General features: G+C 62.9%; 7 protein-coding genes and 2 pseudogenes. 5 read left to right on the top strand and 4 right to left on the bottom strand.

The genetic code is table 11. The features are described 5' to 3' along the window. The first annotated feature begins 1,186 nt into the window (after positions 1 to 1,186). The 5 genes and pseudogenes from DP939_RS48615 (at position 1,187) to DP939_RS05790 (ending at position 13,626) form a co-directional block, all read left to right on the top strand. A complete protein-coding gene (locus DP939_RS48615) occupies positions 1,187 to 9,439 on the top strand; it encodes a DNRLRE domain-containing protein (RefSeq protein WP_158578477.1) in 8,253 nt (2,750 codons plus the stop codon). A gap of 223 nt (positions 9,440 to 9,662) precedes the next feature. Continuing rightward, positions 9,663 to 10,379: a hypothetical protein gene (locus DP939_RS45350; protein ID WP_147267890.1), complete on the top strand. Its 717-nt coding sequence runs from the start codon at positions 9,663 to 9,665 to the stop codon at positions 10,377 to 10,379. A 515-nt stretch (positions 10,380 to 10,894) separates the two neighbouring features. Further along, positions 10,895 to 11,713 (top strand): annotated as a pseudogene (locus tag DP939_RS05800) (transposase); the annotation flags it as partial. A gap of 34 nt (positions 11,714 to 11,747) precedes the next feature. Beyond that, a complete protein-coding gene (locus DP939_RS05795) occupies positions 11,748 to 12,314 on the top strand; it encodes a hypothetical protein (protein WP_147267888.1) in 567 nt (188 codons plus the stop codon). Positions 12,315 to 12,591: 277 nt separating this feature from the next. Beyond that, on the top strand, positions 12,592 to 13,626 hold the full coding sequence (locus DP939_RS05790) for an SAVED domain-containing protein (RefSeq protein ID WP_199564976.1): 1,035 nt from the start codon (positions 12,592 to 12,594) through the stop codon (positions 13,624 to 13,626). 18 nt (positions 13,627 to 13,644) lie between these two features. Here the strand turns inward: DP939_RS05790 and DP939_RS05785 are convergent, their stop codons facing one another. The 4 genes and pseudogenes from DP939_RS05785 to DP939_RS49230 all read right to left on the bottom strand — a co-directional run. Continuing rightward, entirely contained in the window at positions 13,645 to 15,447 is a 1,803-nt protein-coding gene (locus tag DP939_RS05785; RefSeq protein ID WP_113979560.1) for a ThiF family adenylyltransferase, read from the bottom strand. Next, positions 15,444 to 16,454, bottom strand: coding sequence for an SMODS domain-containing nucleotidyltransferase (locus DP939_RS05780; protein WP_113979559.1), 1,011 nt, complete (start codon positions 16,452 to 16,454; stop codon positions 15,444 to 15,446). The genes DP939_RS05785 and DP939_RS05780 overlap by 4 nt, the downstream gene beginning before the upstream one ends. Before the next feature lie 42 nt (positions 16,455 to 16,496). After that, complete coding sequence (locus DP939_RS05775; RefSeq protein ID WP_199564975.1) at positions 16,497 to 17,843, bottom strand: CBASS cGAMP-activated phospholipase; 1,347 nt, start codon at positions 17,841 to 17,843, stop codon at positions 16,497 to 16,499. Between the two features lie 107 nt (positions 17,844 to 17,950). Next, positions 17,951 to 18,397 (bottom strand): annotated as a pseudogene (locus DP939_RS49230) (serine/threonine-protein kinase); the annotation flags it as partial. Positions 18,398 to 18,410: the final 13 nt, after the last annotated feature.

Raw genomic sequence — 18,410 nt, 5'->3', positions numbered from 1 at the left:
CTATGTGCGTGAGCATCATCTGGTTGAAATTCTTGCCCGACACTTCATTGGTGATCTTCGCGTGGGCTCCCGTAGCGATCCGCGCCAATTGGCGGGACTCGCGCGGTTGGATGGCTTGGCCGTGCTGTGCGGTAGATCGACCCGCACCGTGATCAACGCGCAGGCGAACGAGTCCGCCTAGGCTGAGGGTGTTCAGGGCGAGTCGTTCCCATCTGCCCACGGGGAAAATCTGGGTCCGAGGCGCACATGCCCCAACGCTATCCCCAGCGTCATTCACCACATCCGCCTTGTCCGATCTCCTAGGGACTCACGGGCCTGGTCGGTACTGGAATGTCGCGGAAGAGCGTCCGCATGCGGGAGCCGGGTATGGCCGCAGGGCCACGGCCCAAGTTCGACATGGAGAGTCTCGGATATCGTCATGCCGGTCTGTGGGGTAGTGTCATGTGCCGGATTGCGGCATGGTCATGTGTTCTGTCGCGAGAATTCGCCGTCGGCCATGGTGTGGGGGCGGCCGGCGGGCCGCCATCGTTTTATTCCATTATTGTCGCCGATCTCCAGGAGTGACGACATTTGATTGACGCTTAGGGCGGCCGTCGCGGTCTAGGGGGCGCATGCGGGGCGTAGGGGGCGGTAACTCGTGGTTCGTTCTTTAGAAATGAATACGCAATCTGATTGAGCTGCCCGATCGATGGACTCCCAGCTCAGATGCGATGTCACCTCGCGTGCTGCATGTGAAGCTCAGCGGCCGTAGTGAGGCGAAGGATGTGGTCATGGCGCCTTTTGCTTGCGCGGCGAACTGAAAGTTTGCATTTTCAAAGCAAGTGTGATCTATGTCACATATCCGCTTTGGCATCCCTTGGGAGGTGCTGTCGCTGCTGCGGTGAGTAATTGACGCTTTACGTGCCTCAACTGTATTTGCAGGTAATCCTCGATGTTCTGCCGGGGGTCCAGTCGGGCAGGGGCGTAATAATCGCCTTCGGCTAGCTGGGCGTTACATGATCTTTTGTGGACCGATCTAACGGAAGATTTACATTACCAGTTCGGATTCCTACCCTCGGGGCGTCGCAGTGACCGAGATCACCCGGGGTGACTCATGAGTTCTCCGCTGTTACGTTCGGTCCGAACCTCGCGCAACACCAACAGAAAACGGTGGCGCCACCCGCTCCGCCGGCTCCTGATCATCACCATGGCCGTCACGCTCACGGCCTCCCTCGCTCCCGCCTCGCCCGCCCTCGCCGACAGCCAGGCCCCCGTCACCGGCAGCGCGTTGCTGACCAAGATCGGCACCTGGCTGACCACGCCGCTGACCTGGCTGCGCGAGACTTTGGAACCCGAGCCCGAGGGCGGTACGCGTCCTGCCGAGGGCATGGCCCCGCTTCCCGGACGCGCCGACCCGCCGCCCACTCCTCGCAAAGCGGCCAAGCCCGGCAAACGCGTCAAAGAGCTGACCGGTGAGCGTACCGCGCACAACAAGCTGTTCGAGCTCGAAGACGGCCGCCGCCAGGCCGAGGTGTCGGCGGTACCGGCGCACTACCGCGACGCCAAGGGCGTCTGGCGCGACATCGACCCGCGCGTTCGGCCGGTCGCCGAGCAGGGGTTCGTGCTCGGCAACGACGCCACCGGATTCAGCTCCCGCTTCGGTGACACAACGGGCAAGCTCGCCCAGATCGCCCTGGGCGACCGCCGGGTGACCATCGCTCTGCCCGGCGAGGCCAAGCAGATCACGCCCAAGGCCGAAGGCTCCAAGGTCACCTACCCGGGCGTGTGGGACGGGGCCGACCTGGTCTACGTGGTCACGCCGGAGGGCCTGAAAGAGCTGATCGTGCTGTCCAAGCCGCCGACCGCCCCGCTGAGCTTCACCGTCAACAGCGAGGGCCTGAAGCCGGTACAGAACGCCGACGGTTCCATCGCCTTCACCGCCGATGACGGGACGGCGGTGTTCACCGTACCCAAGCCGTTCATGGCCGACTCGGCCAAGGACCCCGCCTCGCCCTACGGCCTGCGCCACACCGACGCCGTCAAGCAGGACCTCGTCGAGAAAGACGGCCAGACCACGATCACCATCACCCCCGACTCTGGCTGGCTGGCCGCGCCCGACCGCAAGTGGCCGGTCCTGATCGACCCGACCTTTCGCCTGTCGCCGGAGCGATTCGACACCTACGTCGACTCCGCCAAGAAGACCACCAACTTCGACGCCGCCTGGCAACTGCCGGTCGGCAAGACCGCGACCGGGATCAACCGGGCGCTGATGCGGTTCAACATCCCCTCAGAGATCCCGATCGGCTCGCGGGTCGACGAGGCCCGCCTGGAGACGTACTTCGACCAGGCGCTCGGCGAGGCCGGCCCGGTGACCGTGGAGGCCCGGGAGATCACCTCCGAATGGGACTCCTACGACGTCACCTGGAACACCCAGCCGACCTACTCGTCCACCGTCGCCGCCACCGTCACCCGCCGGCCCGGCGAGGTGTCCCGCTGGCATGCCTTCAACGTGACCTCGGTGGTGAACGGCTGGCTGTCCTCGGCGGAGGCGCCGATGCACGGCATCGCGCTGAAGGCCGCCGACGAGAGCGCCGCCGGAAAGGTCGGCGGGCCGGTGTACGAGTCGAGCGAGGACCTGTACGGCGGCGACGGCATGATCGGCGACACCGCCAGCCACCCCAAACTGATCATCACCTGGGGCAAGCCGTCCGTGACGCTGAGCCCGGGGCCGGTCGCAACCGCGCTCGGCTCGGACCTGACCTGGACGCCGTACGCCGACCCGACCCCCGGTGACGCGTCCGATGACCTGGTGGAATACCGGCTGTATCGGTACTGCCCGTCGGGCTGCCAGAACGGCAACGGCCAGTCCACCAGCGATGACGGCCTTGTCGCCACGTTGTCGCCGGATGTCGCCGGCTACACCGACACCAGCAGCGGCGGCGACCCGTACGCGGTCTACGACCCCGCCTACACCCACGAGGCCACCTACCGGATCGAGGCGGTGCTGGCCAACGGCGAGGTGGTACCGTCCCAGGAACTGCGGGTGATCCTGCCGCGGCCCGGTGAGATCACCACCGTGGTCGCGGGCTCGGCCGACACCACGCTGGCGTCCGGCGAGCCGTCAGCGGGCCACGACGGCAAGCGCCTCCAGGTCGGCAACACCGCCACGGCGCAGGGCAACACCCGAGCGGTGGTGAAGTTCGAGGACTTCGCCGCCAAGGTCCCCGAGGGCGCGCAGATCACCGACGCGTCGCTGTCACTGTGGAGCGCGAACGCCACCGGCTCCGGCGTACGCCTCGACGCGCACCGCCTGACCAAGGGCTTCGACGAGTCCGCGACCTGGGCCACTCCATGGACCACCCCGGGTGGTGATGTGGCCGCCCCGGCCCTGGGCTCGGCCACCGGCCTGACCGCCGCCCCCGGCTGGCGTCGCCTGACCGTCACCGGCGCGGCCAAGGCATGGATCGCCGACCCGGCTGCCAATCATGGACTGCTGGTCAAGGTCGCCAACGAGGCCGGTACGGCCAAGCAGTCGATCTCGTTCCTGTCCACCGAGGCCGACGAACCGCTGCTGCGCCCCCGGCTGCGGGTGACGTACCGGGACACCTCGGACGGGGCCAGTACCTTCTACGCCCCCGGCACCCCCGACCGGCTGGACACCGCTGCACAGACACAGGTCCCGGTCGTGGTGACCAACACAACCGACCACGTGTGGCCGGCCGCGTCCACCGAACTGGGCTACCACTGGACCCAGCCGGACGGCACCGACGTCTCCACCCCCGCCAACCAGATCAAGACCCGGCTGCCCGAAGACCTCGCTCCTGGTCAGAGCACGGTGGTCGCCGCCGCGGTGACCGCGCCCGAGCTGACCGGTGAGGGCACCAACCACGCCGAGGCCGCCACCCTGAGCTGGGACGTGTGGGACGGCACCGGCTGGAAGTCCGGCTCCCACCGCCTGCCGCGCCTGCCGCAGCGGGTACGGCTGGAGGCCCCGACCAGCGACCAGCTCGGGGCGGAGAAGTTCTACACCTACTCCGGCAAGAACACCGGCGCAGGCGGAACCGCCCTGGTCAACGCCTATTCCGGGAACCTGGTATGGGGCTATAACGCGTTCTCCAACCCCTCGCGCGGGCCGCAGACCTTCGCCCGGATGACCTACAACAGCCTGGACACCAGTTCCTCATCGGCCGGGTACGGCTGGTCGCTTCAGACATCGTCGCTGCAACGGCTCGGTTCGCCGCTGACCTTCCACCCCACCTGGAGCAACTGGCCCCAGCAGCTCCGGCTGACCGACGGCGATGGCACCACCCACACCTGGAAGCTGGACACCCACGGACGTCCGAGCAGCCAGTGCAACCCGTCGATCTGCGACTACACCCATCCGAAGGGCGTCCACCTCTACCTCCAGCGGGTGGCCAGGCCGGACGACCCGACGCGGATCTCGCGTGATCCGCTGCGGCAGTGGGTGTTCACCAAGCCGGACCGCACGCAGTTCTTCTTCGACGAGGACGGCTACCAGTCGGCCATCGTGGACAAGAACGGCAACACCATGACGTTCAGCTACGAGCGTCGCACCAAGTGCTGGAACAAGGTCACCAAGTTCCTCCAGCACATCACCGACGCCACCGGGCGCCGCACACTCACGATCGACTACTACAAGCGTGGACAGGACTACACCTACATCGATGGCGCAGGTCGCGAGGTCTCGGCGCGCCGGCTGTCGAACTCCCACATCATCGACAACATTAAGTCGATCACCGACATCGCCGGACGGAAGGTCACCTTCACCTACACGCTGAAGGGCGAACTGGCCCGTACGGTCGACGGGGCCGGGGATGCCCAGGCCAAGACGTTCGGGTTCGACTACGACTCGGGCTGGGGGATCGGCAACACCAAGCTGACCGGCGTCACCGACCCCCGTGGCAACACCACGAGGTTCACCTACCACCGCACGCACTCGCTGTTCTGGTGCAAGCTGCGGGTCGCCTCGATCGTGGACCGGCTGGGCGGGGTGACCGGCTTCGACTACGACACCGGCCCGTTCACCCGCGCGGTGCGTACCACGGTCACCGATCCGCTGCGGCATTCGACGCGGTACCTGCTGGACGCGTACGGCCGGGCGACGTCGATCACCAACGCCAAGAACGAGACCACGGCGGCGGAATGGGACGACGACCACAACACCATCAAGCTCACCGAAGCCAACGGTGCCCTCACCACCTGGACCTATGACACCAAGACCGGCTTCCCGCTCACCCTTCGTGATGCGGAGGCCAACGCCAACGGCACCGCCCCGACCACGCTGGTCTACCAGACCGGCCTGAACGGCCACGTCGCCGACCTGGTCGAGAAGACCTCGCCGGAGGGTCGCAAGTGGGCCTTCGGCTACGACGCGCGAGGCAACCTGAAGACCGTCACCGACCCGCTCGGCGTCGCCTCTTCGGCGGCGGGCGACTACACCACGTCGTACGAGTACGACGGGCACGGCCAGTTGCTGAGGTCGGTGGACGCCAACGGCAACCCCGCCTCCTACGGTGACTACCACGCCACCGGCTACCCGGCGAAGATCACCGACGCGTACGGCAACATCACCACCACCGGCTACGACGTGCGCGGCAACGTGCTGTCGGTCACCGACGCGCTGGGCAAGAAGACCACCCAGACCTACGACGTCTTCAAACGCCCACTGGAAAACCGCGTCCCGAAGGACCAGGCCGCAGGCAAGTACATCACCACCCCGGCGCCCGAGTACGACCGCAACGACAACATCACCACGATGACCGCCCCCAACGGCGCGACCTCCAACGCGGTCTACGACAGAGCCGACCAGCTCCTCGAATCCCTGTTACCCAAGGACACTCCGGACGGCCCGGAGCGCAAGGCCAGCATGACCTACGACCTGGCCGGCAACCTGATCACCCAGACCGAGCCGAAGGGCAACCTGACCGTCGCCCCCGGCGACTTCACCACCAGCTACGTCTACGACCCGATCTACCAGCTCACCGACGTACTGAACGCAGAGCGTCACAAGATCACCTACACCTACGACAACGTCGGCAACGTGACCAAGGTGGTCGACCCGCGCAAGAACGCCACCACCGACCCGGCTGACCACACTGTCACCACCACCTACGACCGCAACCACCAGGTGAAGACGGTCAAGGACGCCGCCGGCCACCAGACCGCCACGACCTATGACCGCGACGGCCTGGTCACCGCCACTACCGACCAGGAGGGCAATACCACCCACACCGTCTATGACCGGCGTGGGGCGGTGATCGAGACCAAGGTTCCGCACTCCTCTGCGGACGGGGTGGTCAAGTACACCATCACCCGGTTCGAGTACGACCAGGTCGGCAACAAGACCAAGACCATCACTCCACGCGGTGTCGAGACCACCGACGACCCAGGCGACTTCGTCAACGAGACCAAGTACGACAAGCTCAACCGGCCGATCGAAGAGATCCACCCCTTCGACCGCGACGACGCCCGCTACAACACGCCCGACTCCGTCCGCTACGTCTACGACGCGGTGTCCCGGCTGAAGGAGATCTCCCACCCGCCATCCCACGGGCAGGCGGTCCGCAACGTCTCCACGACGACCTACTGGGACAACGGCTGGACCAAGACCAGCACCGACCCGTGGGACATCCAGACCAGCTACGACTACAACGAACTGGGGCTGCAGACCAACCGCACCGTCACCTCGGCGGGCGGCTCCTCCCAGCGCGCCCAGGACTGGTCGTACTACCCGGACGGCAAGACCAAGACCCACTCCGACAACGGCGTCCCGCTCGACATCGACGCCGTCCTGGCCGACAACTCCGACACCACCACCAAGACGACCGGCACCTGGACCCGCCCAGCCGGTTCGCCGACCAAGTCGGCCGATCTCGGCTATGACCACGCCGTCGCCTCCGCCGGGACGGGCAAGTCATCCCTCACCTGGAACCTGACCCCGCCGGAGACCGGCACCTACAAGGTCCAAGTCCGCTACCCCGCCGGAGCCACCGCCACCAACGCTCGATACCTGGTCAAACACGCGAGCGGCACGGCGGACGTGACGCATGACCAGACCAAGAAGCCCGACACCTGGGTCACCCTCGGCGAGTACGAGTTCACCAAGGACACCCCGTACTCGATCACCCTCACCGACAAGGCCAACGGAACCGTGGCGGCCGACGCCGTCCAGTTCGTCCGCGACACCGACGCCGCCGACGGTGAGAAGAAGGACTTCACCTACTCCTACGACCCCAACGCCAACCTGATCGGCATCCTCGACCGGACCAGCACCGCCAAGATCGACGACTGGGACATCGCCTACACCGGGCTCAACCAGATCCAGCGCATCATCGAAAAGCTCGACGGCACGGCCAAGAACACCACGACCTACGCCTACAACGAGAACGGCGCGGTCACCCGCCGCACCCACGACAAGACCATCGCCGACTACGGCTACGACGTCCGCGACCTGGTCAACTCCATCACCAACCGCAAGTCCACGACCGACACCGACCCTAAGGTCACCCGCTACACCTACACCCCGCGCGCCGAACGCCTGACCGAGACCAAGGGCAACGGCAACACCGTCACCTACGACTACTTCTTGGACGGCCTGCTCCGCCACAGCCTGGAAAAGAAGCCGAACGGCACGGTCGTAGCCGAGCACACCATCGGCTACCAGGGCAACCTGCACCGCGCCCGCGACGAAGCCAAAATCCAGAACGCCGATGACCCAGGCAAATATCTGGAACACACCTACACCTACGCCTACGATCCTCGCGACCGCATCGCCAAGACCGTCAAAACCCCGGTCAGCGGTGCAGCGTCCACCGAGACGTACTTCCACGACGCCAATAGCAACGTCTACGAGGAGAACGTCAAGGGCAAGGAGACCACCTTCGCCTACGACCGTAACCGTCTGATCTCCACCACCACCGGCGGCGCTACGGCGAACCACAACTACGACCCCTACGGCCGCCTGCGGTCCATCACCGGCGGCGGGACAACGCTGGAGAAGTACGTCTACGACGGCTTCGACCACGTTAAACGCCACGAAAAGCTCGGCGAGGGCAACGAGACCACCGTCACCACCTACAGCTACGACCCGCTCGACCGGACCACCTCCAAGACCGAGAAGGAAGGCACCGACCGCGCCAAGACGACCGCCTACTCCTACCTCGGCCTTTCAGAAGAGGTCCTGGATGAGGAGGTCGCCGGCAAACTCACCAAGTCCTTCCAATACGGTCCGTGGGGCGAGCGCCTCTCCCAGGTCAAACCGAAAGACGACGGCGGCGAGGAATCCTCCTACTACGGCCACAACCCGCACACCGACGTCGAAACCCTGACCAAGGAGAACGGCGACACCCGCGCCACCTACGGCTACACCGCCTACGGCAAGAACGACGACAAACTTTTCACCGGCGTCGACAAGCCCGACCCGGATGACCCCGCCGCCAAGGAGGAGTACAACCCCTACCGCTTCAACAGCAAGCGCTGGGATAACTCCACCGGCATGTACGACATGGGGTTCCGCGACTACAACCCGGGCCTCAATCGCTTCCTCACCCTCGACGCCTACAACGGCGCCCTGGCCGACCTATCCCTCGGCCTTGACCCCTGGACCGCGAACCGTTACGCCTTCACCGGCGGAAACCCCATCAGCGGAATAGAGCTTGATGGGCATATTCCGGAGGACTGGGCGAATGGGAAAAATGGGGGGTACCGCGGGTATCAGAAGCATATAACTGAACGAGCCAAGAAGTTCCCCAGAAATGCCAATATCACTCTTCCTGAAGAACACCCTTGTCGGCATGGATGCCCCAATGTGCCTGAACCGTCCTGGGTCGACAGTAATATAGCCAACTGGAGTGGCTATCTCGATGGAACTGCATGGCTACTTACTCACGATTTCACTGGGCAGTCAGTGCTCGACTATGTGCGATGGAAGAAGAACACCCTGGAGTGTGGATGTGATCTAGATCCACTCGCCTACTGGCAGGGGTTCGCTGAAGGCGCGATGCCATCCGCCCCAATACCCGGCACTGGTACTGTTATGGGGCCTCGCGGAATTCCTGGCGCGAAGCTCCCGCCTGGCCGCCCTACAAAGGAAGATCTGCAACAGGGTATCGGGCTGCTGCCTAAAGACTATATAAATCGCACGGTCGGCATTCTAGATGTTGGCGGCGACCAGCTTCCGCTGATAAGCGGAAGCGGGCAATCGCAGCTCCTAAAAACTCTTCCAGGCCGAACTTCGGAGAACTCCAAGCATGTAGAGGCGCATGCCGCTGCCTTTCTGCGTATGAATAAAGGAATACGCCAAGCTGTACTATACATAGACTATCCTGAAGGCGCATGTGGGTATTGTCGGTCAGCATTGCCCACAATGCTGCCTCCAGGGACGAAACTGTGGATAGTCTCACCAAGAGGAACGGAAAAATATGTAGGTAATTGGAGATAATGGAGCAAGACCCGGGGGCCGTGCCTCAGATGCGGCCTCCGGGTACTTTCCATGCGCCGGACCAGCCTGTGCGAGACTCGATGGGAGTTATACACAAACTCTACTTAGGGTGAGCAAATGGCTGTGTGCGCCAGTGGCCAGCCTGAAGACTAGCCCTAGGCTGACAAGCGCACAGCCTAGGGCTTACTACCGGATTGGCTGTGTGTATGATATGCTCCCTGGCATGGAAGAGCTTCTGAACATATCCGACGACAGTCTGATACGGTTCATGACTCGCTGGTACGGTCCTCCATCGAAAAGCCCAGATTCGACCTCCATTGACTGTCGGGTTTCGGCTTCTCGGAATTTAATGAAATGGCACCAACTGGCAGGCTGCTGGGATGCTGAAATTACTCACCAGAGCAGTGCCGTTCCCTTGTCGGAGCTGGCTGAGAAAAATGGATTCATCGAATTCTGGGTGGAGTCCCAGGGGTGCTGGTCATGGGCTATCTCCTCAGATGCAGAGGATTTCCAGGTCTTCGATAGAGATCCTGAAATAGAAGAAGCCTGGGCGCCTACTTCAGAGAATCTACCCGATTTTCTATTGCATGCCACGGTATATGAAGCAATTATAGGCGCTCCTTACAGCAAGGGTGCGGAGGTCGATTTCGACCAGCTTGGTGTCATTACTAAGCGGTTCAAAAGGTTTCCGCTTCCGGCGTGGCGTTGGCCATCGCTACAGCATCGCATCCTCGTGGGAGAGGATGTGTTGGCTCTTATTTCTCCGAAGGCTGAAGGGGGAACTGATAGAGACACAATCTGCCAGCTACGTGTGGTTGGCGGCAGTCCTGGAAAGCTGGCATCTATTGGTGATGAGGGTGATATACCGTGGGTGTACCGGTCCAAGGATGAATCGGCATTCCGGCAAGCTGACGAGCCGATACCTGACTTTTTAAGTTGATTCAACCTTCGTGTATAAAATTGTCCTTTGTGGGCAGTGCTTGCGAGAGCTCACTTTACCTGATTGGTGTGTGCGTCCTTGGCGGCCTGGCCCTGGACCTTTCGGGGTTGCTAGGATTCATTTTGGTAGGGTATCGGCGACAGATAGAGGAAGGGCTCTTCTTCAGAGTCTGGCCGAGAAAATGGCCTGTGGGGCGATAGAAAAACCTCGGCTGGCGGTGGCCATTGCATGCGAGATATTCATCTGCGATATGATGTTCGGTAAATAGTGTAGGCGTACGATGAAGCTGTGCCGCTGACCCCTATCTAATTGCGCGCACTAGTACGGCATCACCATTCGCGGCGTGGCCAGGACATGCTTGATGAGTCGATGCGATCTTGTAATCGGATGCTTGCACAACGAGAGCAGCCGCTCGTGATCATGTCTGTGTGACGAGTACAAGATTGAAAGCGGCTGCTTCGCTCATCCTCAAAGCCTGGCGAGTACAACAGAACCTGGACGAGCTGGTGATCGCCATGGCGCCAATGTTCCGCCGGGTCGAGCCACGCGCAGAGGCCGGTAAGTACATCCGCGCCCTCATGTCCGACCTTCCCAAACGCAACGGGTGGACGATCGCCGAATGAGCAGGCGACCGCAGCCCCGCGGCCACCCAGCGCCTGCCGAACTGCCCTATCTGGGACACCACCGACGCGATGAGCGTTGTGCGCCGCTTCGCCGTCCCCCACCTGGACGCCGCCGCCCGCCCGCACGCCCTGACCATCGGCGTACTGGATGAGACCGGCCAGGAGAAGCACGGCACCGCGACAGCGGGCGTCAAACGGCAGCACATGGGCTGCGCAGGCGGCATCGACAACGGCATCACCACCGCCTTGCCCCTGGACCTGACCTTCGCTACCAAAGGCGAACTGGCCATCGGCCTGCTGCGCGATGCCTACGCCGACGCTGTGCACCTGGACTTCGTGGTCGGCGATGAGGTGTACGGCACCTGCACGAAGCTGCGCACGTTCCTGGAAGAGCACGGCCAGGCCTACGTGCTGCGGGTGCGCGCTACCTTCATCCTCGCTCTCGGCGGCGGCACCTCACTGACCGGCGAACAGGTGGTGGCCAGGCACCTGAAGCAGAAACGCAAGTGGACCATCCACTCGGCCGGGACCGGCTCCAAAGGCGAGCGCATCTATGCCTGGGCCTGGATCGCCACCGCCCGCCCGGTCCACTACCTGCTGGTCCGTAAACACTGCGTCACCGGCGAACTCGCCTTCCACTACTGCCACGTCCCCGCGGGCCGGCCCGTCACCCTGCCCTGCCTCATCGCCGCCGGGCTTCCCTGCCCAGTATGCGCGGGTCAACGATCTCGGCCATCCGAAGGTGGTGTATCTTCGGGAGGCGGAGGTCCTGGATGAGGTGGATGCCTGGCTGGAGACCGCATTCGGGCCGACCGCGCTGGAGCGGACGATCGCAGTGATGGCCGAGCAGACCGTCGATCCCGGCGAGGCCGTGCTGCATGCGGTCCGGAAGCGGCTGGCGGAGTGCGACCGTAAACTCGGCCGCTACCGGGCTGCGCTGGATGCGGGCGGTGACCCGGTGGAGGTCTCCGCGTGGATCAATGAGACGAAGAGCGAACGCGCCCGCCTGGAAGGTGAGCTGAAGGCCGTTCCTGCCGCGCAGCGGATCACCAGCGAAGAGATCAGGGCGATGATGGAAGAGGTCGGCGATCTCGTGCGGCTGATCGCGGACGCCGATCCGGACGACAAGGCCGAGCTCTACACCAAGCTGGGGTTGAGGCTGATCTACTACCCGGAAAAGAAGTATGTGGAGGCTCGGGTCGAACCGGAACCCCCACATGTGCAAGCGGTGTGTGTCCGAGGGGGGAGCCCCACCGGACGCACATGTCCCCCTGTTATCCCCATCCCTGTACACCGCATTCCCATGGCCTGACGTACTTACCCGTGTCGGGCTGAGCACTCGGTCGGGCGACCCCGCCTGCTCGGTCCGAGTTCACGCGGCCACGACGGTTGCCCATGTCGCCGAGGCTGCCTTCTACCGCAAACACCAAGGGGGCAGGACGCTAAGATTTACTGTGGCAACCGATGAGCGCGACACGACCGTCAAGCGCGGCGCGATCAAGGAGTCCGTCCGAAATGCATTGTGGGCACGTACGGCTGGCCGGTGCACGACCTGTAACCGGCGCCTTCTCGGCGACTCTAGGACATACATGCACTCGGTTCTGCTGGCGGAACTCGCGCATAACATTGGAGCCACCCAAGGGCCTGACTCCCCCCGCAGCAAAGACAACGATGGCGTTCTCGACACTGAGTCCGAGGAGAATCTCCTCCTCCTTTGCCACGACTGTCACAAGATCATCGATCACCCTGATCACGTCGACTTCTTTCCGCCCGAGAAGCTCCGGCAGATCAAGGAGGCTTTCGAGCGGCGCATCGAGATGGTTACCGAGAACGGCGGATTGACGCGGACCGCCGCTCTCCGTGTCGGCAGTCAGATCCGCGGCTCGCTCGCGCTCGCTTCTCAGCGCGAGGTCGCGGAGACGCTCCTGGCCGTCAACTACCTCGGCCTCGTCGAGACACAACGCAGCGGCGACTTCACGTGCCGCATCCATGGTGCCGCAGCTGGGCGTGGCTTCTGGGACGCCGCCCAGCAGTCCATCGACGACACGCTAAGTCTTGTTCGTCAGGCCATTGACAGCGGCGATGTCGAGCACATCTCTGTCTTCGCCATCGCGCCGATCCCGCTACTCGTCTACCTAGGGTGGCGCCTAGATGACAAGACACCAACCCGAATTTTCCAGAAGCACCGCAACCAATTTATTGGTTGGTCCTGGATAGACCAGGGAGACCCCGTCGAGTTCGAGGTCACTGCCACCGACTCGCAGAAGGATGCCGAGGATGTTGTGCTCGTATGCGCAGTTACGAGTGAGGTAAATCCCGCGTTCCTGCCCGGCTATCTCGCCGGTGCGCCCCACGTTGAGATCCGACCGCTCAACGTCGACCCGGACCCCACGCTCATGTCGCACGAGCAATCGCTGGCCAACTTCGCTGCAGAATGGCGAGCAGCGTTGGCGATGGCTGAGTCGCGCTACCCGGCAGCACGACGGTGGCACTTCATCGTTTCTGCACCTGTCACGGTCGCCATAGAGGCAGGACGTGCAGTCATGCGGGACTCTCAGCCGCCCATCACGGTATACGAGCGCGGTTCCGATTCATACGAAGGCGTGCTCACGATCAACGGGTGATCGGGCCGTCCCAGTGCCTCACATAGTCTCATCAGCCGGCAGTGGTCCGGCAGGCGGCGACAGAGCAGGCACGAACGTTCTCAGCGGCCCAGCCTCACCGTGTGGGAGGGAGATCAGATGTGTGCCCGACACGGCCGTTCCAGCACCCAGATGGGCTCCGAGAATGCTGGTCAGGCTTCCGGCCACTCCGGCCATATCGGCGGCCGACCCATGAAACGTTGGTGTCGAGCACCCACGTGTCGGGATGATCTCGTCTCCGGATGTTGACGGCCTCCACAAGGCGTGAAATGCCTCGTATGTTCCGTCCTTGGCGATCTGCTTGCCTGCTTCTCGATCGATTGTCAGCGGACCGACTCGTAGCGGCGGCATCGAGACAGTCATGGCGCCCAGCGTCCCGGTCCGAGCGTCGGTAGCGACCTGTGCCAACACCGGCCGCTGTTCCAATGCGGCAGCGAGACCGTCAAGAACTCGGCTAATCGCGATACTGACCGTGGCATCAATGATTAAGTCGACCTCAGCGAGATCTCCTTCACCAGGCATCATTGCGTCGCTTGCGGTTACTTCGACGGTATCGCTGATGGCGCGTAGGCGTCGAGCAAGCGCTTCGACCTTCGTGCTGCCGACGTCGGCCTCCACGAAGTTCTGGCGCACCAGAAGTCCGCCCGAGATCACGCCGGGGTCGCACAGGATGACTCTCTTCGCTCCAGCGCGGACGACATACTCAGCGATCCACGAGCCAAGACCGCCGCAGCCCCAGACATGGACCGTCTTACCAGTGTAAGCAGTGACCGGTCGGGCTGAGTCGCGACGGATCGTGACTTCTCTGCGCTCATCGGAGACCTGCCACCACTCCAACGATGTGGTCGGATCGATCTCCGCTGGATCGACGCAAATCATAGAACTGCTCTTCCTATTGGACCTAATGAGCCCACGAAGGTGATCGGCCCCGCTGGCTGGGATGCTGGCGGCAATCAGGTGAGGAGAATCGCCAGTCGGATGAGGAACAGCGATGATGAGCCGTTGTGCCGTGCCGTCGGCCTTTCGGATAGCGCTCGCTCCGAGAACGGTCAGAACCGTCGCCGAGAGGCCAGTATCGATGCGACCACGCAAGTGCACTCCAGGCGTGAGCTTGCCATGGTAGGGGGCGTCGACCGTCCGGAGGAATGTTCGGAAGTTAGTCCCGGCGCCGAAGGGCAGGTCTGCGTCCAACACGACTATCGGGACATGATCAGCACGCTCAAGGACTGGTCGGCGATCGAGGAGCAAGTCGAACCGGTGTGGCGTCCGGGCCACAAGCCATCCATGGTGGGCACGCTTGCCGGATGGAAGAGGGCTTCGCACAACGACCGTGGGCGCTCCTGGAGTGGCGTGGAGCACACCGCCCACGGCGTGGTACAGCGCGGTCTGAGCGTCGAAACGCCCACTGGCCGCCTCGCCTAGCCAGTCGACGAGACGATCGATGAAGCTGCCGAAGCCGCCGATCGGATCCCACTCCCTCGACGGGTCGAGGTAGAGGCATAGCCGATGTCCCTGCAGGACGTGCGCATGATGTAGGAACCGAAGGTGATCAACCTCGATACGCGGTGGTGTCAGGTCGGATGCACCCACGGTTACGACGAATTCCTCCTGCTCACCGAGCGGCAGCCCGCCGAAGACGCGAGGCATGTCAGCGGTTCGGAGCCGCAGACGAAACCGCATCGACTGAGAACGGTCGAGCCGAAATTTCCCTATCATTTCGACGTCCCCAGGGAACGCGTTAGCGATGGCGCCTAGGTCGGCCAAGACCTGACGTTGCCAGTGACTGAGGATACGCTTGCTCAACCCGCTCGTCCGGACAGATTGACGGTCGCAGCGCCAGCCGCAGTAGCCCCAGTTCCCATCGAGCTATATTTCCCGCTGGATGAGGAAGGCTTCGGGGCCGTGAAACCAACGCCGAATAGTGCCTGCCACTTCTTCACGCTCTTGTCTGGGTCGGGTTCGTCATAGGCGGCTTTGATTTCGTCGGCATGGGTGTGGATGCGGTCGCGGAAATAGGAGTAGGTCTCTTGCGTCCAGCGGTGGTCGAACGACGTTCCGGAGCCGGATGGATCCATGATCACCGGCTTGGTCGGATTGGCCTGGAGCCACTCGTCGAGGTCGGAGACGATGTGCAGCAGCGCGGTCGGTAGGTCCGCGTAATAGCCGGCGTCAATGACCTTGCGCCACGCCTCCACTCGCTCGCCCAGCAGGGTCGTTAGGAGAATCGACTTCGTGCCGGTGAAAGAGTTCCGGTGGTCACGCAGAAACTTCATTATCCGGATGACCTCACGAAGACGTTTGCCTGCGATCTCGTCTTTTGTCTTCATCCAATTTGTAAAGCCGTCTGGGTCGGTACGCTCCCGCACGTTATCATCTCGGTTGATGATCCATTTGGATCCGTCGGCGCGGACCACGAACGGAACGATGTCGACGTGCATCGCGTTGTCCGCGTAGTTGAGGTAGACGCATCGACACTTTCGACCGTGCGGCATGTCCTTGTACGGCGAGGTCTTGTGGAGGACGTTGTAGATGGCGTCACCATACTTATTCAAGTCGGACGCCCAGTCGGGATTTTCGTCCATCTGTACCATGAAGTCGCCGTCGAATGCCTTCCCATTCTGTGGATTGATGATCGTCCTTTGAGGCCACGAACCTTGCGGTATCTTCTTCTTGAGCAGCGGACCGAGATACTCGTCGCCTTTTAGGCAGTCATAGACAGCGTCAACCCGGTCGCTCAGTAGCTCCAACTTGTACTTGGACAAGTTGACGGTGTTGTCCATAAAGTTCTTGAAGTAATCGGTGTGCTTCATGACATCTCCTGGCGATGTGATTGAGTCGGCGGAGTGGCGTGCTCAACTAGAGGATGGAGTGTACGGAATTGTGATATGGTTGGCGAACTTATCGGTGTAAACAGCGCTGAGAACATGGCTTTGAATACCGGCTAGTTGAGCTAGAAGGGCCTGTCGTGTAGGGGCCGGAATGAATGCATCATCCGGCACCTCAGCTTCGAAGCGGGTGAAATTGTGCTTGCCTACCAGGTGCATCGCGGACCCTTGCGCGCCGCGATTTGACGCCGTGATCAAAAACTGTGCGGTAGATCTTGCCAATGCCCCTCTGTCTATATCAAGATGCACAGGATGCTTCGTCCTCTGATCGACAACGCCAAGGTTAAGGACGCGGATGGCCTCCAATGGAATGCCGAGCATGCTGACAGCTTCGCCGATCGCAACCACCGACGGATTGCTCGCCCAAACTCCGCCGTCGACAAGCCTCTGTCCTCCCCACCCTGCCGCAGGGAAGAGCGTCGGTGCCGCTGTCGTAGCCATGGCGACGTCGACCATTGAGACCCCTCCATCGCGGCGAAGCCGCGGGTGATGCGGTGTCTTGAAGATGTGCACCTGGCCTCGCTGCACATTCCAGGTAGGAATGATCAGCCGCTTGGTGCTCTCCCCCAGCGAACGTGAGCCGAGAACTGCGCTGAGCGCCTTTCGCATGATGTCACCAGAGTGTGTCGGACTCCGCACGTGTGGGAAAAGGCGCCACCTGGCTCGGCGGGACTGCGGGAACAGAATATCGGTCAGGTCGGCATAGTGCTCAACTATCTCCGCCGGCCGCATTCCTGCCCCTAGCCCGAGAGCGATAACTCCGCCGGCGGACGCCCCGGCGATCAGGTCGAACGACTCCATGATGCTCAGGCGCAGGTCGGCCTCCAGCTGCGCGAGAACGTGAACAGCGAAGAGCGCCTTCGCACCGCTACCGTCGAGGGAAAGCACTTGGATGTCGCGGACCGCGACGTAGAGGCGCCAGCTGAGCAGGCCGGTGCGGGACACCACCGTGACCCGCACGTCGTGGGCGGTCAGCCAAGCGGCGAGGTCTGCGAAGTAGCCGTCGTCGGAGCCGATGACCACTCGCTCGAACCAGAGGTCGATACCGTCGTTGATGGCCGTCTCGGCGAGCACGCTGTCAGCGCCGTCCTGTCCGGAGCGGGTGAGGATCTGAGCACCGTCGATTACTCGCCCCACCTCGGCCAGCGATCGGGCGTTGACCCCGACGACGAACTGGCCCAGGGTGCCGACCGGCACCCGGCACAGGTAATCCGACATGCTGTCGGCGATCTCCGTTGCGGTGGGCGACGGCGATGCAGCCAGGTTCTCGATGTCCAGTAAGTGGATGGCTCGTCCTGCTCGCAGAGTATGCATCACAGCTCCCTTGCACCTCTCGTATAAGAAGAGTATAGCCTGTGAACTTAGTATGCAAGCATTTTTATAGTGACAACAGTCGGTGCAGTTGTGATGCTGATGGGCGTTCATGTGGGGCCTTGTGCATGGCCTGCTGGACGAGCTCGCGAAGAGGCGGGGGAACCATGCGGAGGTCCGGGGTCGGAGTTGATGATCTGGTTCTCGACGGCCCAGACGGATGGGCCGTCGAAGGCCGGGCGACCGGTCGCCGCGAAGTGCATTGTCGAGCCCCAGCTGAAGATGTCCGAGGCCGGACTTGCCTGGCGGCCTTCGACCTGCTCGGGCGACATGAAGGCCGGTGTGCCCTTGGCGCCCCCCGACGTGGTGAGCCGTCCGACGGCACGTGCGATCCCGAAGTCGATCACCCGCGGGCCGTCGGGAGCGAGCAGGACGTTGGCCGGCTTGAAGTCCCGGTGGACGATGCCCGCCTGGTGGATCCCATTGAGGGCAGCGGCTGTGGCGATGGCGAGCCGAACCAGGCTGTCAGGAGAACGCTGGCCCTCGCGACGGGTGAGCTGGTCGAGCGAG

Source organism: Spongiactinospora rosea (genome assembly GCF_003315795.1).
GTDB lineage: Bacteria > Actinomycetota > Actinomycetes > Streptosporangiales > Streptosporangiaceae > Spongiactinospora > Spongiactinospora rosea.
This window is presented reverse-complemented; position numbering and strand designations above follow the sequence as displayed.

What these genes read in the sequence shown, in the direction of transcription:
- DP939_RS05790 (WP_199564976.1), top strand. Translation starts at nt 12,592, where the DNA reads ATGCACTCGGTTCTGCTGGCGGAACTCGCGCATAACATTGGAGCCACC.
- DP939_RS05775 (WP_199564975.1), bottom strand. Translation starts at nt 17,843, where the DNA reads ATGCATACTCTGCGAGCAGGACGAGCCATCCACTTACTGGACATCGAG.
- DP939_RS05780 (WP_113979559.1), bottom strand. Translation starts at nt 16,454, where the DNA reads ATGAAGCACACCGATTACTTCAAGAACTTTATGGACAACACCGTCAAC.
- DP939_RS48615 (WP_158578477.1), top strand. Translation starts at nt 1,187, where the DNA reads ATGGCCGTCACGCTCACGGCCTCCCTCGCTCCCGCCTCGCCCGCCCTC.
- DP939_RS45350 (WP_147267890.1), top strand. Translation starts at nt 9,663, where the DNA reads ATGGAAGAGCTTCTGAACATATCCGACGACAGTCTGATACGGTTCATG.